Consider the following 21501-nt stretch of genomic DNA (forward strand, 5'->3'; position numbering starts at 1 on the left):
TATGATCCAGTCATTGATGTTTGCCTTCTTGTTTAGCTTATTGAGCCTGTTCTCCTCGCTCAACCTCAATGCTACACAAAGCTTTTCGGCGAGTGAGTCTACGACAATCCAGCATGTTCGTTTTTCCAGTCATCTATTTTTTGTTGATCGTGATGCAGCGATATTAACCACAAGGCATGAAACGCCACGAGTCAGTGGGCTTCGGTTAATCTCAGATGACGACGAAAAGACGAGCGCAGAAACTACCCTACTTTCTTACATTCTCAGTACCACTGCGTTTGTCGTCATTTGTTCTCTGTATATAGGTCAATCAACTCACGTTTTTGTGCGTAAAGCACTGCAATTTTCCAACCTGTATTCACGCTTCGCCCACGCTTAACACCTTTTTCAATCGGACCAATTATTACTATTTACTGATTGAGGAAGCTTGTTATGAATACTTTTTTGTCTATTTTCTCTGCCTTATGGCATCAAGATCTGTTTGCGCTACAACAGGTCGATCTGTCGTTACTTTACCTCTGCATTGGGTTACTTATCTTCGTTGAAAGTGCATTTATTCCAGCAGCGCCGCTGCCTTGCGATAGTGTGATTGTACTGTGTGGTAGCCTTGCGGCCGTTGGGGTACTCAACCTGTATGCCATTATTGGCGTGCTGGTTTTTGCTGGTTGGCTGGGCAGTGCGATCGCCTTTTATCAAGGCCACCAACTTAAAGAGTGGCGATTAGTCTCAACTTGGCTCAACAAAGTCTCAGAAAAACAGTGGCGCACTACCGATAACTTGATCCAAAGGTATGGGCTACTGGCCATGTTCATGGGGCGCTTTCTGCCGGTAGTTCGTTCTTTGCTGCCTATGGTAATGGGGCTGCGTAATGCAGTAACACCAACACGCTTCCTGCTCGTCTCACCACTGAGCGCGCTGGCGTGGATTCTGTTTTTGGTCGGCTCAGGCTTAGGTATTTCTCTTTTGCCCGACAAGCTTGCCAAAATAGCCAATCATGCGTTGATATTAGCACCACTGATGACACTGTTGATCGCTATCTCAACGGTACTAGTGGGTTGGTTAATGCGTAAACGTTCACTGCAAAAAGCCCCTCGTATCAGTGAAGAAAGCCAATTATAGCGGCCTTACGCCACGGTTCAAATGGCCGTGGCGTTTGTAATCGAATGAGCATAGCAGCGAGCCACGCTGACAATAGATAAAAAAAGGGCTCAAAAGAGCCCTAAAACAGAATAATTAATTATAAATGTAAAAAGCTTGCGCTCCTTACAAAACGGCTAAAGATGTGTGTATTTGTTACGTGCTCACTAATCCAATATCTCGCAAAACATCCCACTAACATTTCACGCTGGCTCTGCCTGAGTACTTAACCGATATTGAGTCTAACAAGCGCTTCGTATAGATGCTGTATGGATAGCAAGGCTCGATATAAAGATTTTATAAAGTAGCCTAAACCGCAAACTGGTCTGATTCGCCTTCTACCAACCGATATCCTACCCCTGTTTCTGTAATAATATGTTTAGGTTGGGCTGGATTTTCTTCCACTTTATGACGCAACTGGGCAACATGAATACGAACATAATGATGATGTTCAATGTAGTTACTGCCCCACACTTCTTTTAAAATTTGCTTATGAGTCAAAACCTTGCCCATATTTCTCACCAAAAGTTTTAAAATATTGTACTCGGTTTTGGTCAGTTTTAACGGTTCACCACTTTTAGTCACTTGCTTAAATGCCAAGTCGACAACTATCTGGCCGAATTGGTAGCAAACCGACTCTTGAGGCTGAGGTTGGCTCAGTTGGCGTAACGCGACACGTATTCGCGCTAGCAGTTCTTCACTACCAAATGGTTTAATCAAGTAATCGTTGGCTCCCGCATCAAGTGCTTGAACCTTATCTGATTCCTTATCACGGGCCGAGATGACAATGATTGGCGTCTGCGTCCAACCCCGAAGCTCTTTGGTGAGAGCAATACCTTCCATATCTGGTAAGCCTAAATCCAATAAAATCAGATGCGGATTCCAGTTTGCGACTAAGGCTATCCCTTGCTCTGCTGTTCCAGCCGTTTTGACTTGATACTGATAACCGCTGATCAACACGTTGAGAAAACGTTGAATCGGTGCTTCATCTTCAATGATCAAGATTTTAATTTCACTGTTCATACAGTCCCTTTAAATCGTAAAGTCGGCATGGTATCGCCACGGTAAAACTAACACCTTGGCTTTCACGGTTGCGAGCAACTATCGTACCGTGATGTGCGGTGACGATCACTTGGCATATCGCTAAGCCAAGCCCTGTGCCATCGACTTGGGTATGGTTGAGGCGATAAAAACGCTCAAAAATTCGGGTTAATTCTTGCTCAGGAATACCGGGGCCATTGTCCGCTACTGTTAAAATAAACGCCTCATCGCGGTATTCTATCTGGATCTCTATCTCACTTCCTTTAGGTGTATATTTGGCTGAATTTTCAATCAGGTTAGAGATAACCTGTTCAATCAATAAACTATCGAGTTCAACCAACATTGGTTCACTTTTTAAATTCACATGATGGTGACGCAATCGTCGAGATAAACGGCTCAGTGCACTGCCAAGCACTTCTTCAGGTTCGACCCAATCCAACTTAGGTACGAGGGCCGCGCTAGTGTAACGCGTGATATCAAGCAGTTTTGTTAAACTACGATTGAGCCGCTCACCTTGCTCAGCGATCGATTTCAATAGCTCATCTTGCACCTCTTGATCCAGCTTCAACCCCGCATCGGTCAACGTCGTTGCCACGCCAATGATCGTCCCTAATGGTGTTTTCAAATCATGAGATACTGACGCTAATAACGTGCTACGCATGGTTTCTAATTGATTAGCCGTTTCCACTTCCGCAAGCGCTTGGTTAGCTTGCGAACGTGCCAGTGACAAACTGAGTAATGAAATGACCCACGGGGTAACTTTGTCCTGTTGATCTTTTTCAACCGCTAATACGCCCAATACTGTCTCTCGATCTTTAAGCCAGTGAATGGTGGTGGTCGCAGGTACATGACGGCCATCAAATTCTTCTAGCTGGGCATACGGAAACGAATCGTTTTTTGCAAGCAGATGCCAGTGAGGGTGAGCAGATAAAATCGCGCTCGGCAAGCTCAGCTCTTTATTAAGAAATTGCACGGTCGCCTGCGCAATTTGCTCACTGGTTCGCAGTGCCGACAAGTGGCAAGCAAGCTGATAATAGGTCTTATGGCGCATCTGGAGGTGCTTATTTTTCTGTATTTGCTTTCTCTGTGACTGTGTTATATTGATCGCGAACATCCCACTGAACACCATCACCGAAAAAGTAATCACATGCTGTGCATTCTTAAAACGGAACGAACTGTAATCCGGCAATAAGAAGTAGTAATACACTATGACGCCCATAATGGTCATGAGGTATGCATTGAGTGGACGAAGTAGTGAAGCACTAACAATGTTGAGCAATAAAAACAGCATTGCCATGTCTGTTTCTAAGATATTTTTTCGGTAAATCACGCCCACCGTAGTAACCAACACATACAGGCATATCAATAAGATGACCCGTTGTGTCTCGTTTACTCGCGCCATGTTTAGCGTCTTAACCATCTTTGTTTCTCGTGATTTTGTCACCTTAGTGACGGAATCATACATCTTCAGACGTAAGTCGCAACGATTGCGATAAACACAAGAGGTTTCCAGAGTAATGAATTGGATTACTGATGCTAATACTGCGGTAGCAAATATAGCCTATCAATTAAGTGAAGTGATTGCCGTATACCCGATAACGCCAAGTACCACCATGGCCGAGTGCTGTGAAGCATGGTCGGCAAAACATCAGCTCAATATCTTAGGGGAGACACCCGAGGTAATTGAGATGCAATCTGAAGCGGGAACCATTGCGGTTGTGCATGGCAGCGCCATGAGCGGTGCATTAGCCACGACGTTTACTTCTTCGCAAGGATTATTATTGATGATCCCCACTTTATATAAATTGGTGGGAGAGCTGACTCCGTGCGTGATCCATGTCGCCGCGCGCAGTGTCGCAACCCATGCCCTATCGATTTTTTGCGATCACTCAGATGTGATGTCGATTCGGCAAACGGGCGTTGCCATGTTATGCGCAAGCAACGGTCAGCAAGCACAAGACATGGCGTTGATATCGACCATGGCTTCACTGCGCAGTCGGTTACCGTTTGTCCATTTTTTTGATGGATTTATCACCTCTCATACCTTAACTAATATAGACATGCTCACCACCGAGCAGGTAGCGCAACTTTTTCCCCATCGCGCATTGCTTGAATTTCGTCAGCGCGCCTTAACGCCCGATCGCCCAACCTTACGCGGAGCAACGGCAGGTCCAGATACTTATTTTCAATGCCGCGAAGCGCAAAACCGCTATCAACAGCATGCACCTGATGTTGTCCAAACCTGTATGGATGAGTTTGCGCAGCTCACTGGACGTGCCTATCACTTAGTAGAGTACTGTGGCCATCCACAAGCTACACGAGTAATCATCGCTCTTGGCTCGGTCAGTGAAACACTCAACCAATACGTTCAAAGCAAGCCAGATGAGAGCGTCGGTGTTGTCACCGTTCATCTCTATCGCCCTTTTCCTACTCAAGCATTACTCAACGCCTTGCCTGAATCGGTACAGCAGATCAGTGTGTTGGACCGCACTAAAGAACCCGGAAGTAGCGGTGAACCGCTGTATCTGGATGTGCTTGATGCCATTTACCAAAGTGGTCGACCCATTGAGTTATTCCGAGGCCGTTATGGTTTATCGGGAAAAGCTTTCTTTCCAGAAGATGCGCAGCACATTTTCGCTATGATGCGAAATGAGCACGGCCGGAAAAGAGAATTCGTGGTAGGAATCGATGATGACGTCACTCACCTTAGCCTACCCGTCACCTTACAGCCTGAACGAGAAGAGGCGCTGCAAACGGTGTTGATGTACGGCTACGGTGGTGATGGTAGCATCTCGGCAGGAAAAAACGTGCTCAAAGCTCTTGGCAAGCAAAACCACTGGTATGTGAATGCTCAATTCGAGTACGACTCGAAAAAATCACGCAATCTTACGACGACGCACTTGCGACTCTCCGAACAACCGATCCAAACTCCGTACCCGATTCGGCAAGCCAGATTAATTTCGCTCAGTCAATTAGGCCTACTGAAAGACATCGATATCACGCAGCGATTTTGTCAGCGCGCGCTACTATTGATCAACACATCGCTTATAGGGCAAGCACTGTGGGATTCTCTGCCATTTGCATTGCAATCGACAATTCAAGCTAAACAGATCAAAGTGGTGACGATCGATGCCGATAAGTTAAGCGCTCAGCATCAACTCAAAAACAAAGCCAGCGTAGCTATGCAAGTAGCGGCGACTTTACTGCTCAGCCCAAGCCAAGAACCTTCTCAACAGCGTGCAACTTTGCTGGTTCTGCAAGCAATGTGCAAAACGCAATTACAAGGAAAACCTGACGCACTTATCGAGCGTAACCTCGCGTGCATTGAGGCAGCAGCGCACGAGATAAACGACTCACCTTTCACCATCACCGCACAAACCTCGCAAACATCATTTGCGATCAAAGAGCGCAGCCAACCCGGTTCTTTGGTGGAATGGTTACTCGCTGGGAAAGGGGGATATTTACCTGTCTCTGCCTACCCTGCTGACGGAATTTGGCCAACCAATACTTCTTCTTTAGAGAAACGAGATATCTCCGAACAATTACCAGTTTGGGATCCGGATCTCTGCACTCAGTGCGGTTACTGTGTCTCGATATGTCCGCACTCAGCAATTCGTGCTCGGGTGTTCGAACCCAACGAAGCACATCAAACATCGACCGCGCTTAAAACCATGTCTTATCGCTCTCGTCATCAACAAGATGCGCAATACGCATTACAAGTATCGCCCGATGACTGCACTGGCTGCCAACTCTGCGCGCAAGTTTGCCCAGCCAAAGATAAGCGCGACCCTGAGCAGAAAGCGTTGACTATGGTCAGTAAGCCGCTTTGTTATGAACAAGAACAGCAGCAGTTTGCCCTGTTTAATGCGCTGCCAATGCAAAACATCCACCAACAGAGCCGTATTGATGTCAAAACCATCCAGCATGTTGAGCCTTATTTCGAATACCCTAATGCTTGTGCTGGGTGTGGTGAAACACCTTATATTCGGATTTTGACCCAATTATTTGGTGACCGACTTTATATTGCTAATGCAACTGGATGCTCTTCCATTTTTGGTGGCAATTTGCCCACAACACCCTACAGCCAAGATGCTCAAGGAAGAGGACCTGCATGGGCAAATAGCCTATTTGAAGATAACGCGGAATTTGGGCTGGGAATGCGATTAGCCGTCAAAGCCTTAGGGGCGCGAGCACAAACGGCCTTTGCTCAACACTCCCTTCACGGCAGCAATGAGTTACTCACTGACGTTGATGAGCGTCGACAACAACTGAGCAATATAAAATCAAGCTTAACGTCAGACACTCAACATGCCGAATTAAAGCTATTACTTGATTATTTGATTGAAAAACAGGTATGGCTGATAGGTGGCGATGGCTGGGCTTATGACATCGGTTTTGGCGGCCTTGACCATGTGTTACGCAGCGGTGAAAACATCAATATCTTAGTACTCGATACTCAATGCTATGCCAACACTGGTGGGCAAAAATCCAAATCAACCCCACAAGGAAAAACAGCCAAACTGTGTAGTTTACCCAACCCAAATCCCGCCAAAGATTTGGTTGCTCTTTACCAAAACCTACCCGGTATTTATGTGGCAAGAATCGCTTTAGCGGCCAATATGAACCACACGATCAAAACGCTACAAGCGGCTGGGGAACATAAGGGGCCATCATTGGTTATCGCTTATTCTCCATGCATTGAGCACCATTATGATCTTGCGCAGAGCGCCGAATACACCAAGGCACTGGTTAAGCAAGGTGACTGGCCACTGTATGCAGCGCTTGGCAAAAACGTTGAATAACACACCTTAACCCTGCTAAGAAACAAGCCGTTCCTTGATAAAGAAACGGCTTGTTTCTACGTGAGTTGATGGATCTTACTTTAAGCTCAATGAGTCGGTGCGCTGAACCGCAACACAATGCAATCAAGACATTAAATTTCTCGATAGACGCCCATCTCAATCAAACGATCAGAAGGAATGTTAAGCCGCTCTGCCGTACGCAGCGCATGTTTGCTCATTAAGATAAATAACCGCGCTTTGAAATCATGCCATAGGCCCACTTTCTGCGCCTGAATACGCTCAGCAGAGAGCAAGAAAATAGTCTCATTGGGATGTAGATGCAGCCCTTTAAGCGAACAGGAGTGCATCACTTGTTCAATATCTGGTACTTCCTGATAGCCCGTATGGATGATCACTTGCCAAAACGTTTCTGACAACTGCTCGATCTCTGCTCGGCGACAAGGATGCACTTTAGGCTGTGATTCATACTGAAACGTCATCAATATATTACGCTCATGAAGCGTTTTATTGTATTTCAAATTATGCACCAAAGAGCGAGGGACATGATGGCTGACACGCGAAAGGTAGACGGCATTACCTTGGGTACGACGAAATGTTTCCCCTTCAAGAGAAGCAATCATGGCAGAAAGCGACAAATCACTGCCCGACACGTCAAGTAAACGCTGCTTCTGCTGCTGCCAAATAGACATCACAGCAAAGATAAGACCACCTAGCGAAATCGGCAACCAACCACCATCACTCAATTTGGTCGAAGTTGAAGTAAAGAGAAAGGCATCTAGGCTAACAAAAACCGTCCCCAGCAACCAAACATGTGCTCGCGGCCATTGCCAGTAATAACGTGCCACAATCACTATCAGTAACGACGAAATTGCCATGATCGCCGTTACGGCGATACCATAAGCGGCGGCTAAGTTAGCCGATGATTGGAAACGCATCATCACAAACAGCACAGCGACAAACAGCAACACATTGGCTGCTGGAACATAAATTTGCCCTTGAGAGTGCTCTGACGTATGGGTAATTTTCAATGGCGGGAGATAACCATAGTTCATTGCTTGACGAGTTAATGAAAAGATCCCCGAAATCACCGCTTGTGAAGCAATCACGGCCGCTAAGGTAGCCAAAATAATCACAGGCCATAGCCACAGGCTAGGCACTAAACCAAAAAAGGTTTGACCTGTAACACCTTGAGAAACCAACAGATAAGCCCCTTGCCCAAAATAGTTAAGCAATAAACTGGGTAACACAATCATAAACCAAGCAAGACGGATTGGCTTAATACCAATGTGTCCCATATCTGCATACAAGGCTTCAACGCCAGTCACTGACAGCACTACGACGCCAAGAATGATCAACGTATTTACCCCCTGTTCGGCGATAAAATGAAACGCGTAATAAGGATTGATTGCGACTAATACCTGTGGTTGCTCAATGATAGCGTTAAACCCTAAAACGCCCAGCGAGAGAAACCATATAACCATTACCGGCGCAAAAAATCGCCCAATACGTTCGGTGCCTAATGCTTGAATTGCAAACAGAATCACGATAATTCCTACTGAAATCGGTAGAACGAATGGTGCGAAATCTTGCTCCACCACCGCGATACCTTCCACAGCAGACAGTACTGACATAGCCGGCGTTATTACCGCTTCACCAAAAAAGAACCCGGTGGCTAATAACCCAAGTAATAACACCAAAGGCTTTAGTGAATCTGGGCAATGCTCTCTAGCAATTGCAGATAAAGTTAAAATACCACCTTCACCATGTTTATGCGCACGAGTGATGAGCATTAAATATTTCACCGAGACGATCAACACAAATGCCCAAAACACCAAAGAGAGGATGCCAAGTACATTCAATGAATTGATCGGTAATGGGTGGTGACTAAAAAACACCTCTTTTAGTGCATATAACGGGCTAGTGCCAATATCGCCATAAACGATACCTACGGCTAATAGTGCAAGCGAAGCGGTACTTTTTTGTGGTTGTTTCATTTCAATATTGCCCTAAATGGGCATCCTATCTAATCTATGCTCACCTCATAGTAATCAGATAGATTTAAAGAAAATGTATAAAACCAAGGATAGGCATATAAAAAGTATAAAGATTCAATCCCAGATTGAGCAAAATGTAGTAATAGTGGTCAAACTCGTTTCAATCCACATCACTCTGTTAACACTTAAATTACACAATGTAATTAATAACATTCATTGTTACGAAAAAATTGAAACTTCTTTCTCAAAACCTGAGTTGACAGTCACATTCCCCAAAATAATTCAAACCTCATGACGTATATTGCCACCAAATACATGTCGAGGTTGTTATGAAAATATATCGTCTACTATTCGTTAGTTGCTTATTTCTGTTGGGATGTGCTTCAAATCAAGCGTTCACTCCGATCAAAGAAGATCCCTATTGGGCAAGCGCCGAGCTGGCCAATGGCATGAAATACCACATTTATCCCAATCAAAAAGAACCCGTTTCCATCCGCTTGATTGTTCACGCAGCCGCATTTCAAGAAAACAATCAGCAACAGGGCTACGCTCATTTTCTTGAGCATATGGCTTTTAATGGCAGCGCTCATTATGCCGGAAATGATGCGATCAAAACCTTTGAGCAATCAGGTGTCAGTTTTGGTCCTGACATCAATGCTTATACTGCTTATCAAGAAACGGTTTACAAACTGGATTTACCCGATAACCAAGCGGCAGAGCCAGCTCTGGTCTGGTTTAGAGATATTGCCGATGGTATAGAGCTTACTCCCACATCGGTTGAAAATGAAAAACGCGTGATCATGGGCGAGTTTCGTTTTTCACGTAAAGAGGAGAAGAGCTACGCTCAAAACGTTTATGAGCACATGATTGCTAATACTTTATATGCGCAGCATGATCCCTTGGGCACCAAAGAGAGCGTGAACCAAGCGACAGCCGAAGGGATTGCCGATTTTTACCGCACTTGGTATCAGCCACAGCTCACCGAAATCGTTATCGCTGGCAATATCACATTAGAGCAAGCCACGGCATTGATAGAAAAACATTTCGCGAGCTGGGAAAAAGGCAGCACGCCAATGCCGACTAGAAATCACAGCATTACGGCCAATAATACAGATTTTGTGGGTTACATTGGTGCCAATGACTCACCGAACATTAGCCTATTCATCGACCGTGGCGAGCAAAAAATAGCCAGCCGTGAACAACAAGCCCAGTGGTGGCTCGATGATATCGCCCAGCAACTGATACAACAGCGGTTATCCAGCAATTTTAGTGACGCCAACCTTCCGGCACTTTGGATTTATTCCCAAACTATCCCGTTTGAAACCCAGCGCTATTCGTTTGCAGAAGTCGGGTTTCCAGTGGACTCAAGAGAAGCATCGCAAAATCTCTTCTTCTCCACACTTGCTGCACTGCGTGATCATGGTGTGAGTGAGCAAGAGTTTCAGGCGATTTTCCGTCAGTATCAAGAGATGCTAGCGAACTTCGATAACAATTGGCAAAAAGCCACCGCGATAGATTTAGTCGAAGAAAAAACGCTGGCGCGCACGTTGGATCAACCAATCCAGTCGCATTTAGACCGACGGTCGACGTTAACCGAATTTATCTCGACCACCAACAGTGCCATACTCGATGAACACCTTCGCAAATTATTGTCTAGCGACTACCAGATCAATATTGGGCTGGATAAAAGTGAAGACAAAGAATTCGTCGTCGCGACACTGCCAACACTCAAAACCCTGTTTGCCCAAAAAGGGCAGCCACCGCTACTACAAGAGGTCAATAAAGCTTTTGTAACACCTACGCAGATAGGTGTCATTTTGTCAGAATCTCAACCTCAAGAGTCGATGGATATCACCACTTGGATGCTAAGTAACGGTGTTGAAGTGTGGTATCACAGAGACACTAACGCAGGGGAAAAAGTGTATGCCACTTTGGCTAGCCTTGGTGGTAAAGCAAGCTTAGAGCCTGATTTGCGTAAAGCTTCTGAAGTGCTTATTCCGAGTGCCATACGCGGTGGAATTGGTAACTTTAGCGGCTCTCAGTTGGATAATCACCTGAGAAGACACGGCATCATATTGAATCCCTACATCGACTTTACGTCGCATGGTATCAGCCTTGAATCATCTAAAGATGAGTTAGCCGAAGCGTTTGCGGCCCTTTATACGGCGATGACAGCCATCAACATCGACGACAGCCATCTGCAGTTAACAAAACAAGAGTTTAAGCAAAATCGAGATACTTTTCTTCGCTCACCCATTGGCCAGATGGCGCTCGCCATTAATCGCAATAGCTATCTGCCGGACACCACTCATTGGTTATACGAAGGATCGGACATCAATACGGTGAGTGTTGAACAACTGATGCAAACCCATGATGATCTCTTTAAGAAAAATAGAGGCTTTAAACTCTTTATTACCGCAGACATTAAACCTGCCGAACTGAAACCGCTATTGCGTACCTATGTAGCGTCATTAACCTTCAGCTCTGCACCTGAGGTCGATTATCGCATTGATTATCGCGCAGACTTTCAGCCTCGAATCGACATGGCGATCAACGATGAAAAAAGCAGTGCCTATCTTGCCAGAGTGATCAGTAACGACCCGGAACACAAATCGGCTACTACTATCTTTATGGATGATATGTTGTGGCGTGTGGCAAACCGCCGCATGGTGAGTCAGGTGCGTGAACAGCTAGGGTTGGATTACGCTCCCAATGCTTTTTCGGTTTCAGCCGATAGTGAACCACACAACGATTGGCTATTTAGCGTGGACATTTCATCCAATGATGTCGATACCGCAGAGCAAGCCATTGATAAGCTGATTGACAGTTTATCTGTCGAGATAACGGAAGAGGAAACGCTCACCGCAGCAAAACAATTGATTGCCGATCTCAAACCACTCAAAGACGACCCCAAGCAGATGAATTGGTTTATTCAACGTTATTCACTGCACGGGTACGGCATCGATGCGTTGTTTAACATAGAGCAAACGGCAAACCGAATCACCGCACAAGAGATGACGTTGAGAGCCAAGCAAATTTTTAATCACCACAACAGACGAACCAAAATTATTATGCGCCCGAAAGCGAAATAACAGCAGTAGAGTCAACCCTAGGATACTCAAACTGCCACCGCTCTCCTCTTGAGGGGCAACAGTTTGAGTATCAATCAGAACACGTACCCCATTTTGAGTGGCAACATAATATTTAGGCACCTCTGCCCCTGTAAGAACGCGCTGAATCCAGCTCTGATAATCATAAAGCTCCGTAAATACCGAGGTGATCGGTTGGTTAGTATCGCCACATAGTGAAGGCCCAAAGCTGGTTAAACCAATTTGAATGTATTGCGAGCCATTAAACCAATAGATAGGCCCACCGGAATCGCCAGAACAGGTGGAGTTTTTATATGCACCGCTTACCGCACCATCAAAACAGATCTGCTTTGAGGTCAGTGCCGAGCCATAAAAAGCGCTACAGACGGCATTACTAACAAAAGTGAGGGTCGTTTCTTGCAACTGCTTATTAGCATTCGGGACATTACCCGCCACGTAGCCATGCCCAATCGCTTTGTAATTATTGCCAGCAGGGTAATCATTATTTAACTGAGTATTGAGTAGCGCAGAATAGTCCGCCACATTGAGCGGTGTTTCGAGCTTGATAATCGCAATGTCATCACGCCAGAGTACGCTGGACGAATTGATGTAAGTACTGGGGTAATAAAAAGCCGCCGCGCGCGATATCTGGATATTCCCGTAGGGGAAATCGGCCACATTATCCAACTGAGGCACTACCACCGTATAAAGCATGGTATCTTTTTTACCGTAGATACAATGAGCTGCTGTCAAAATAAACTGTGAATTGATGATACTCGCCCCACAAAAACTGTTGCTACTAGATTGAGTGCTGCTTTGATATAAAAGGCTAGCAAAAGAAGGGTAAGTGGCACTGCTGGTATCCGAACCATTCACAATGTAAGGCTGGAAATCAACCGCATAAGTATTTGCTGATAGCATCGCACTGAACAGTATCCATTTGTACATCCATCACCTCGTCACTCATCTAGAAAGATACGCGTGTATCACTTCCAAGTTTAGCGCTCTAAGTGGAACCTGCTCAAAAAAGCAATAAAAAAGCGACCTAAACAGGTCGCTCGAGATCAATAAGGGTTCAACGTCTACGAATGAAGCGGATAAACATCAGCAGTAAAGACCACCAGCCGAATGAACCACCACTGTCAGAAGGTGGGTTTAAATAAGCTTGGCGTTTCGCTTCTGTTGCGACAAATTTTGGTGGTTCAGAACCAAGCAGAACACTCTCTATCCAAGTAGAATAGTCAAGGATTTCCGTAAATACCGATGGAGCAGTAACCAGTGGGTCTCCACACTTGGTATTTGGCCCGAAGCTGGTTATACCAACTTGGATATAGTTACCGCCAATATGCCAAAATAACGGCCCCCCAGAATCGCCCTGACAGGTTGCATTTTGCAGCCCCGTAGAACCTATCGCCCCTTCCATACATAAATTAGTGTCCGTGGTGGAAGTGTAATTGCAATATACATTAGCCACATAGGTTAAATTAGTTTTCTGTAGATACGTTTTAGTATCGACATTAGAAGCAGTATTACCATGTCCAACGGCAATAAAGGTTTCACTTGATGAACGATAAGTACTATCAGAATTTGCGGTAGGCCGCGTTAAGTAGTCAGCAGACGACACCATTGTCAAAGGTGTTTCAAGCTTGAGGATCGCAATATCATCCAATAAAGAGGTGTTGTTATAAGTTGATGGGTAGTAGATCTCCGCCACTCGCGCTTTTTCTAATATGTTGAATGGAAAGTTTGTTTCAATTTGCAGCTTAGGTACAACAGAGGTAAAAAGCTGATTTGCACTATTACCATAAACGCAGTGCGCAGCCGTCAATACATATTGGTTATTGAGCAACGAAGCACCACAATAACTTCCTTTTTCATATGAACCGTTATAAGCAATTTGATCAAAAAACAAGCTCGCTATAGAAGGAAACTCCGTCACGCTTGCATCCGTACCGTTTACTATGTAGGGCTGAGCATCAACGGCGAACACATTGCCAGAGAAGGCGAGCGAAGAAAAAAATACTACCCATTTGTTCATCATGTCATTCCTTATCACTTTGAACCCAGATAGTACTTAATCCGTTATCGATATGAAACATCTTTAAATGCACTTTTATTACATTTTATGATGCTTTAGCCGCGATAATAACGCTGAGCCACAAACGGCATTTTCTCAACCACCATTGGCAGCATTTTTCCGCGCACATCAGCAAAAATTTCTGTGCCTATCGCTGATAAATCAGCTCGGATATAGGCCATAGACACGGGCTTTCCGGCCGTCGGTCCCGCTGTACCACTGGTCACTACGCCTATATGCTGGCCATCGGCGTCAAATAGCTCCGTTCCTTCACGTACTGGCGCTTTAGTTAACCCCACTAAACCTACACGTTTACGTGCAACATCTTTGCTTTCGATCTGCCTAAGAATGATGTCTGCACCCGGGAAACCACCCGCACGCTCACCTTCAGCACGACGCACTTTGCTTATCGCCCATAACAAGCTCGCTTCAACTGGCGTTGTGGTGGTATCGAGATCATGCCCGTAAAGGCACAAACCACACTCTAAACGCAGTGAATCGCGCGCGCCCAGACCAATCCATTCCACTTCTTCATAAGAGGTCAGTTTACGCGCCAATGCTTCGGCCTGTTCTGCTGGTACAGAAATTTCATAACCATCTTCACCCGTATAACCACTTCGGCTGACAATACATTGAGCTCCATCGATGTCCATTAGCTGAATATCCATAAAGTGCATCGTCATCACTTGTGGTTGCAGGCGAGCTAGCACTTCAGCGGCTTTTGGCCCTTGCAGCGCTAACAGCGCGCGATCGTCAATGACTTCGAGCTCAACACCTTGTGGCAAATGTGCTTGTAGATGAGCAATATCTTGTGCTTTACAAGCCGCATTAACCACAACAAACAAATGATCATCAAGGTTAGCAACCATCAAGTCATCCATGATGCCACCTTGTGCATTCGTGAAAAAGGCGTAACGCTGCTTGCCTGCTGGTAAGTCAATAATGTCGACCGGAACCAATGACTCCAATGCTTGCGCGGCATTGGCTCCATGCAAACGAAGTTGGCCCATATGCGAAACATCAAACAAACCAGCCGCCTCGCGAGTATGCAAATGCTCTTTCTTTACCCCTAATGGGTACTGAACGGGCATGTCATAGCCAGCAAATGGCACCATTTTCGCTCCAACTTCGATGTGCAGCGCATGTAAAGGAGTAGTGAGTAGTGTTTGATTTGCATGTTCTTGAGTCATTTTTATCTCCATTTCAGCCGACCCAGCAGGGAATTCACCACCAAATTTTGGCTATTATGTCCAAAGAAGAGGAAACCATGTTTCCAATAGTGAACAAGAATGCGCCTGTTCGGACGGATTAACAAGTTCAAAACAAGATGAATTGTCAAAATTAACAACCCAATCACAATTAAAAGTCGCGAGATGCTTACCATCGCCTGAGCTAAAAGTGATTAAAAGCACACTACAGAGGGCAAAGCCAACAAATAGCAAACGATTGCTGTCACTATAAGAAACTTCGCGTTTTCACACTCATTTTGCCGTAACCCACAAAATCAATGCATCCTCTTCGCTGACAGAGACCAGCATGTGCCCCATGTTAGCGTCGTAATAAACGCTATCACCTTCCGCCAATCGAACCGGTTCATAAAATTCGCTATAGAACAAAACTTCACCCGTGAGGATCAACAAAAACTCCTCACCATCGTGACGAACCCAGTCACTGTACTCTTCAAATGCACGAGCTCGCACTCGGCTTTTAAACGGCATCATTTTCTTATTAGAGAGCTGCGTGGCGAGCAATTCATGCTCGTAAGTTGGGGTGGGATGCGGCTTGCCCTGACCAATACGAGAAATATCCCTACGACCTGTTGCCACAATTTTCTTTGGTGGTTCAAATAGTTGAGGCATATCTATCTGCAATCCATGAGCGAGTTTTTGCATCGCTTGGTAGGTTGGAGAAATCTGTTCGTTTTCGATTTTACTCAATGTAGATCGAGCTAATCCTGTCCGCTGGCTCGCCTCTTCTAGCGTAATCCCAAGCTTAGAGCGGATCTCTTTAATACGTTGCCCAAGCTTAAGCGGTTCGATCGTTTGTTCACCAGTTTCCTTGGCCAAGGTCAACGATGGGTACTCATCATAAATGTCTTCAGACATGCTTTCCCTCGATTGTTATCTTCCTGATTTCGGCCATCATTGTGGCATAAAGCCAACGCAAGGTTAAAGAGGCTGAACGTAAATAAAGCGTGCTCTTGCTTACAAAAAAAGAAACCATGTTTCCTATAGGAAATTTTTGATTGATTGTTTATAAGTCAAAGAGTATGTTACTGACTTGTTAGATAAAGAGATGCAGTTTACCACTTATTGCGGTTAGGGATTTAACAAGGTTTAAGTGGCTTTTCACCCCGTATTGTTGGGGTTGCAATCCAGTTTAAGGATAACTGACACTCTGCTTTGTTGTCGCCTAACGGCTTAACGATAAGGCAGCCACTAAAAAGGAATGACGGAATGTTTAGCCAATCCGTCGGATTATTGGAAGGTCATCTACCATGAATGCCAACGTGAACAAAAGTTACCCCAACCACTGCCTTGAGAGCTTTTTCTCAACCAACCTTGCTGCCACTGATGATGCTGTCTTTGCGGGTATTCAAGCCGAATACGTGCGCCAAAATGAACAAATTGAGCTGATCGCCTCAGAAAACATCGTTTCAAAAGCCGTTATGCAAGCGCAAGGTACTTGTCTCACCAATAAATATGCAGAAGGCTACCCCGGCCGTCGCTATTACGGTGGTTGCGAACACGTTGATACCGTCGAAACCATTGCGATTGAACGTGCAAAATCCCTATTCCATTGTCAATACGCCAACGTGCAGCCGCATTCAGGCGCACAAGCTAATGGCGCGGTGATGCTGGCTTTACTGCAACCGGGTGACACGATTTTAGGTATGTCTCTGGATGCCGGAGGCCACCTCACTCATGGCGCTCGGCCTGCTCTCTCTGGTAAGTGGTTTAATGCTATCCAATATGGTGTCGATAGCACGACCTTAGAAATCAATTATGATGATGTACGCAGCCTCGCGTTAGAGCATCAACCAAAAATGATCATTGCGGGCGGCTCTGCCATTCCTCGCGTGATTGATTTTGCCAAATTCCGAGCCATTGCTGATGAAGTGGGCGCGCTCTTAATGGTCGATATGGCGCATATTGCCGGATTAGTCGCCACTGGTGCTCACCCAAGCCCATTGCCGCATGCCCACGTTGTCACGACCACCACACATAAAACCTTGCGCGGCCCACGAGGCGGTATGGTTTTGACCAACAGCGAAGAGATCAGCAAAAAAATTAACTCGGCGGTTTTCCCCGGCCTGCAAGGTGGCCCGTTAATGCACGTAATTGCGGCCAAAGCGGTAGCACTAGGCGAAGCGTTAGGCCCTGAGTTTCATCGTTATATTGATTCGGTGATCGATAACGCAAAAGTTCTCGCCGAAGTATTGCAAACTCGCGGTTGTGACATTGTGACTGGCGGGACTGACACTCATCTCATGCTTGTTGATCTTCGCCCTAAAGGGCTGAAGGGGAATATCGCCGAACAAGCATTAGAGCGTGCAGGAATCACATGTAACAAAAATGGCATCCCATTTGATACCGAGAAGCCTATGATTACTTCGGGTATTCGTTTAGGTACGCCAGCTGGAACCAGCCGTGGTTTTGGTCGTGAAGAATTCAAACTCATCGGTGAGTGGATTGGCGATGTTCTCGATGGCCTTGTTGTGAGCCCAGAAGGAAACAGTGATGTTGAGCAACGTGTGCGCAAACAAGTTAAAGCGCTGTGCCAACGCTTCCCACTCTACCAATAGCCTTTTTAAATTAAACACAAGTTCAAATCAATACGATACTTTTTTGGAGATAAAGCAATGGACAATACACTGAAGTTTGCAGATAGCCACGAGTGGGTGCGCGACAACGGTGACGGCACAGTGACCATCGGTATTTCTGAGCATGCGCAAGAGATGCTTGGTGACGTCGTGTTTGTTGACCTACCTGAAGTAGATACAGAAATTGATGCTGGAGACAGTTTTTCTCTGGTTGAATCTGTCAAAGCCGCTTCAGATATTTACGCACCGATTACAGGTGTCATCGTTGAAATCAACGAAGAGTTAGAAGATAGCCCAGAACTCATCAACGAAGAACCGTATGAAGGTGGCTGGATTGTGAAAGTGAAGATGTCTGATGCTTCTGAACTCGACAATCTAAAAAATGCAGAAGAGTACCAAAACTCTATCGAAGAAGATTAATTAGCCCATCACGGATCAAAGCTGCCCAGCATGGGCGGCTTTTTTTTAAGGTCGCACACGATCTTTGAAAAGGTAAAGGAAATGACTGAATTACTTCACAGCCCACTGCTTAGCCAGTTAAGTACCGAAAATGAGTTTGTTGCACGCCACAACGGACCCAACCCAGCCGATCAACAAAAAATGCTCAACGCGATTAACGCCGAAAGCTTAGCCGCGTTAATCGAACAAACCGTTCCTGCGCAAATTCGTTTAGAAAGCCCAATGTCCCTTGCTGCGCCTAAAAGCGAAGCCGATATGCTCAGCGCGATGAAAGTATTTGCCAATCAAAACCAGATTAAACGCACGTTCATTGGTCAAGGTTACTACAACACCTTCACGCCGAACGTCATTTTGCGTAACGTACTGGAAAATCCGGGCTGGTATACGGCTTACACGCCCTACCAACCAGAAATCTCTCAAGGTCGTTTGGAGTCGCTGCTTAACTACCAACAAATGGTGATGGATTTAACATCGATGGATATTGCCAACGCGTCGCTGCTCGATGAAGCAACGGCTGCTGGCGAAGCAATGACACTGTGTAAACGCGCAGGAAAAAGCAAAAGTAACGTCTTTTTTGTGGCGGACGATGTTCATCCACAAACCATTGAAGTAGTAAAAACTCGCGCTGAATTTATCGGTTTTGAGGTACAAATCGGCGCACTCGACTCATTGCCTGAACAAGATGTGTTTGGCGCGCTGCTGCAATACCCAAGCACCACAGGTGAAGTGCGTGATTTAAGCGACCTGATTGCTAAAGCGCAAGCCAATAAAATATTGGTCACTGTTGCCACGGATTTACTGGCCAGCACCTTGCTAAAACCAGCGGGTGAAATGGGCGCGGATGTCGTGATTGGCTCGGCTCAACGTTTCGGTGTCCCTATGGGTTATGGCGGCCCACACGCCGCCTTTATGGCCACGCGTGAAGCGCACAAACGCACTATGCCCGGCCGCGTGATCGGAGTGTCGATTGACGCCAAAGGTAATCCAGCACTGCGCATGGCAATGCAAACTCGCGAGCAGCACATTCGCCGCGAAAAAGCGACCTCGAACATCTGTACCGCGCAAGCTCTGCTGGCTAATATGGCCTCGTTTTATGCTGTCTATCATGGCGCAGAAGGGTTGCGCACCATTGCGCGCCGTACTCATCATATGACAGCAATTCTAGCGGCAGGCTTAACTCAGGCGGGCTACGAATTGGTACATAACAGCTTCTTTGACACTATTACCTTAAAGAGCGCCGCTCAAACTCAAGCGCTCTACGCAAAAGCGCAGCAAGCCGGCATCAACTTACGCCGATTTGATGACCAATTAGGCATCAGTTTAGATGAAACCACCACCACAGCTGATCTTGAAACCCTGTTTGCGGTTTTCGATATTAAGCAATCGGTAAGCGCGCTGTCGGCAGAAATTGCCGCCAACGAATTTGCAGCGATTCCAGAACACTGCCGTCGTCAATCTCGCTTCCTAACGCATCCTGTGTTCAACACCTATCACAGCGAAACACAAATGATGCGTTATTTGAAAAAACTTGAGAATAAAGATTTTTCATTAACTCACGGCATGATCCCGCTTGGCAGTTGCACCATGAAACTGAACGCCGCAGCGGAGATGATCCCTGTCACTTGGCCTGAATTTGGTTCGATCCATCCATTTGCACCGAAAGAGCAAGCCGCAGGTTACGCCGCTCTCGCTAAGGATTTAAAAGAAAAGCTCTGTGAAATCACAGGCTATGATGCCTTCTCGCTACAACCAAATTCCGGTGCTTCTGGCGAATATGCAGGACTTGTAGCGATTCAGCGCTACCACAAAAGCCGTGGTGAAGGGCACCGTAACGTCTGCTTAATTCCGAGCTCAGCACACGGTACCAACCCTGCAACCGCTTCAATGGTTTCGATGAAAGTAGTGGTCGTGAAATGTGATAATAACGGCAACGTTGATATCGCAGACCTCGCAGACAAAATTGAGAAGCATAAAGAGAACCTCTCTAGCATCATGATCACTTATCCTTCAACGCACGGCGTTTACGAAGAACAAGTTAAAGAGGTCTGTAACATGGTTCACGCCGCAGGCGGCCAAGTTTACCTTGATGGTGCCAACATGAACGCGCAGGTTGGTTTGACCAATCCGGGCTTTATTGGCTCTGATGTTTCTCACCTCAACCTGCACAAAACATTCTGTATTCCACATGGCGGCGGCGGCCCAGGTATGGGGCCGATTGGTGTAAAATCTCACCTAGCGCCTTTCCTACCGGGACATATTGAAGGGGGAGTTGAAGGCAGCGATCACGCAGTATCTGCGGCCGATTTAGGCAGCGCTTCTATTTTACCTATCTCATGGGCTTATATTGCCATGATGGGTGCAGAAGGCTTAACCACGGCGACTCAAGTCGCTATTTTAAATGCTAACTATGTGATGGAAAGACTGCGCCCACACTACCCTATTCTTTACCGTGGTAGTAACGGCCGCGTAGCGCACGAATGCATTATTGACATTCGTCCGCTTAAAGAAGCGACAGGTATCAGCGAAGAAGACATTGCTAAACGTTTGATGGATTATGGCTTCCACGCACCGACGATGTCATTCCCTGTTGCTGGCACCTTGATGATTGAACCAACCGAATCGGAAGACTTAGCCGAATTGGATCGCTTCTGCGAGGCGATGATTGCGATTCGCGCCGAAATGGAGAAAGTTCAATCAGGCGAATGGCCATTAGCCGACAACCCGTTAGTGAATGCGCCGCATACACAATCGGATCTCGCAAGTGAAGCATGGGCTCATCCATATTCTCGTGAAACGGCTTGCTTCCCATCCACTCATACTAAGGCATCAAAATACTGGCCAACCGTGAGCCGCGTCGATAACGTATACGGTGACCGTAACCTTGTCTGCTCATGCCCAAGTATCGATAACTACCAAGAGTAGGTGCTGATGTTGACGGCTCGTCGTCACAGCTTATGATTATCTTTTAGATTGTGACTGACTTTGTTATCAATATTCAATAATAAAGGCGAACTGAGAAGTTCGCCTTTTTGTTATGCTGTAAAACGATTTTTGGACAGAACCTTGTTAGTGCTTTTGA

13 protein-coding genes and 1 pseudogene are annotated in these 21501 nt (G+C 46.0%); 7 read left to right on the top strand and 7 right to left on the bottom strand.

Features of this window, described 5'->3' with window-relative positions; translation table 11 throughout:
- Position 1 precedes the first annotated feature (1 nt).
- Together DD616_RS02490 and DD616_RS02495 are read left to right on the top strand one after the other, a co-directional pair.
- Positions 2–379: a hypothetical protein gene (locus DD616_RS02490; protein ID WP_231140440.1), complete on the top strand. Its 378-nt coding sequence runs from the start codon at positions 2–4 to the stop codon at positions 377–379.
- A gap of 53 nt (positions 380–432) precedes the next feature.
- On the top strand, positions 433–1119 hold the full coding sequence (locus tag DD616_RS02495) for a DedA family protein (RefSeq protein WP_026027215.1): 687 nt from the start codon (positions 433–435) through the stop codon (positions 1117–1119).
- Between the two features lie 327 nt (positions 1120–1446).
- Here DD616_RS02495 and DD616_RS02500 read toward each other — a convergent pair whose 3' ends face one another.
- Positions 1447–2160, bottom strand: a complete 714-nt coding sequence (locus tag DD616_RS02500) for a response regulator (RefSeq protein ID WP_017046943.1) — start codon at positions 2158–2160, stop codon at positions 1447–1449.
- Positions 2150–3580, bottom strand: coding sequence for a sensor histidine kinase (locus tag DD616_RS02505; protein ID WP_208871673.1), 1431 nt, complete (start codon positions 3578–3580; stop codon positions 2150–2152). The genes DD616_RS02500 and DD616_RS02505 overlap by 11 nt, the downstream gene beginning before the upstream one ends.
- Positions 3581–3695: 115 nt before the next feature.
- On the opposite strand from DD616_RS02505, the gene nifJ reads away from it, so the two are divergent.
- The gene (gene nifJ, locus DD616_RS02510) at positions 3696–6980 is read left to right on the top strand and encodes a pyruvate:ferredoxin (flavodoxin) oxidoreductase (RefSeq protein ID WP_208871393.1); all 3285 of its coding nucleotides are present in this window, start codon (positions 3696–3698) and stop codon (positions 6978–6980) included.
- Positions 6981–7111: 131 nt separating this feature from the next.
- Here the strand turns inward: nifJ and DD616_RS02515 are convergent, their stop codons facing one another.
- On the bottom strand, positions 7112–8974 hold the full coding sequence (locus DD616_RS02515; protein ID WP_199871571.1) for a potassium transporter Kup: 1863 nt from the start codon (positions 8972–8974) through the stop codon (positions 7112–7114).
- A gap of 449 nt (positions 8975–9423) precedes the next feature.
- On the opposite strand from DD616_RS02515, the pseudogene DD616_RS02520 reads away from it, so the two are divergent.
- Positions 9424–11841: pseudogene (locus DD616_RS02520) on the top strand (M16 family metallopeptidase); the annotation flags it as partial.
- Between the two features lie 75 nt (positions 11842–11916).
- On the opposite strand, the gene DD616_RS17295 reads toward DD616_RS02520, so the two are convergent.
- The 4 genes from DD616_RS17295 to DD616_RS02535 all read right to left on the bottom strand — a co-directional run bounded on the left by DD616_RS17295 (position 11917) and on the right by DD616_RS02535 (position 16245).
- The gene (locus DD616_RS17295; protein ID WP_208891535.1) at positions 11917–13011 is read right to left on the bottom strand and encodes a S1 family peptidase; all 1095 of its coding nucleotides are present in this window, start codon (positions 13009–13011) and stop codon (positions 11917–11919) included.
- Between the two features lie 127 nt (positions 13012–13138).
- Positions 13139–14119 (bottom strand): trypsin-like serine protease, encoded by a 981-nt coding sequence (locus DD616_RS02525; RefSeq protein WP_208871395.1) that lies wholly within the window; start codon positions 14117–14119, stop codon positions 13139–13141.
- A gap of 77 nt (positions 14120–14196) precedes the next feature.
- Positions 14197–15330 carry a glycine cleavage system aminomethyltransferase GcvT gene (gene gcvT, locus DD616_RS02530; RefSeq protein ID WP_208871396.1) on the bottom strand — a complete coding sequence of 378 codons (1134 nt, stop codon included), beginning with the start codon at positions 15328–15330 and terminating at the stop codon, positions 14197–14199.
- Positions 15331–15621: 291 nt separating this feature from the next.
- Positions 15622–16245 (bottom strand): helix-turn-helix domain-containing protein, encoded by a 624-nt coding sequence (locus DD616_RS02535; protein ID WP_010320321.1) that lies wholly within the window; start codon positions 16243–16245, stop codon positions 15622–15624.
- A gap of 392 nt (positions 16246–16637) precedes the next feature.
- Here DD616_RS02535 and DD616_RS02540 point away from each other — a divergent pair, with 392 nt between their 5' ends.
- From DD616_RS02540 to gcvP, 3 genes are all read left to right on the top strand, one after another.
- Positions 16638–17945 carry a serine hydroxymethyltransferase gene (locus DD616_RS02540; protein WP_017043957.1) on the top strand — a complete coding sequence of 436 codons (1308 nt, stop codon included), beginning with the start codon at positions 16638–16640 and terminating at the stop codon, positions 17943–17945.
- A gap of 57 nt (positions 17946–18002) precedes the next feature.
- Positions 18003–18383: a glycine cleavage system protein GcvH gene (gcvH, locus tag DD616_RS02545; protein WP_013868476.1), complete on the top strand. Its 381-nt coding sequence runs from the start codon at positions 18003–18005 to the stop codon at positions 18381–18383.
- Positions 18384–18464: 81 nt separating this feature from the next.
- Positions 18465–21344: an aminomethyl-transferring glycine dehydrogenase gene (gcvP, locus tag DD616_RS02550; RefSeq protein WP_208871397.1), complete on the top strand. Its 2880-nt coding sequence runs from the start codon at positions 18465–18467 to the stop codon at positions 21342–21344.
- Positions 21345–21501: the final 157 nt, after the last annotated feature.

Origin of the sequence: Vibrio anguillarum, from assembly GCF_003390515.1 — a bacterium.
Taxonomy (GTDB): Bacteria; Pseudomonadota; Gammaproteobacteria; order Enterobacterales; family Vibrionaceae; genus Vibrio; species Vibrio anguillarum.

What these genes read in the sequence shown, in the direction of transcription:
- nifJ (WP_208871393.1), top strand. Translation starts at nt 3,696, where the DNA reads ATGAATTGGATTACTGATGCTAATACTGCGGTAGCAAATATAGCCTAT.
- DD616_RS02495 (WP_026027215.1), top strand. Translation starts at nt 433, where the DNA reads ATGAATACTTTTTTGTCTATTTTCTCTGCCTTATGGCATCAAGATCTG.
- DD616_RS02505 (WP_208871673.1), bottom strand. Translation starts at nt 3,580, where the DNA reads ATGGCGCGAGTAAACGAGACACAACGGGTCATCTTATTGATATGCCTG.
- DD616_RS02500 (WP_017046943.1), bottom strand. Translation starts at nt 2,160, where the DNA reads ATGAACAGTGAAATTAAAATCTTGATCATTGAAGATGAAGCACCGATT.
- gcvT (WP_208871396.1), bottom strand. Translation starts at nt 15,330, where the DNA reads ATGACTCAAGAACATGCAAATCAAACACTACTCACTACTCCTTTACAT.
- DD616_RS02515 (WP_199871571.1), bottom strand. Translation starts at nt 8,974, where the DNA reads ATGAAACAACCACAAAAAAGTACCGCTTCGCTTGCACTATTAGCCGTA.
- DD616_RS02540 (WP_017043957.1), top strand. Translation starts at nt 16,638, where the DNA reads ATGAATGCCAACGTGAACAAAAGTTACCCCAACCACTGCCTTGAGAGC.
- gcvP (WP_208871397.1), top strand. Translation starts at nt 18,465, where the DNA reads ATGACTGAATTACTTCACAGCCCACTGCTTAGCCAGTTAAGTACCGAA.
- DD616_RS02535 (WP_010320321.1), bottom strand. Translation starts at nt 16,245, where the DNA reads ATGTCTGAAGACATTTATGATGAGTACCCATCGTTGACCTTGGCCAAG.
- DD616_RS17295 (WP_208891535.1), bottom strand. Translation starts at nt 13,011, where the DNA reads ATGTACAAATGGATACTGTTCAGTGCGATGCTATCAGCAAATACTTAT.
- gcvH (WP_013868476.1), top strand. Translation starts at nt 18,003, where the DNA reads ATGGACAATACACTGAAGTTTGCAGATAGCCACGAGTGGGTGCGCGAC.
- DD616_RS02490 (WP_231140440.1), top strand. Translation starts at nt 2, where the DNA reads ATGATCCAGTCATTGATGTTTGCCTTCTTGTTTAGCTTATTGAGCCTG.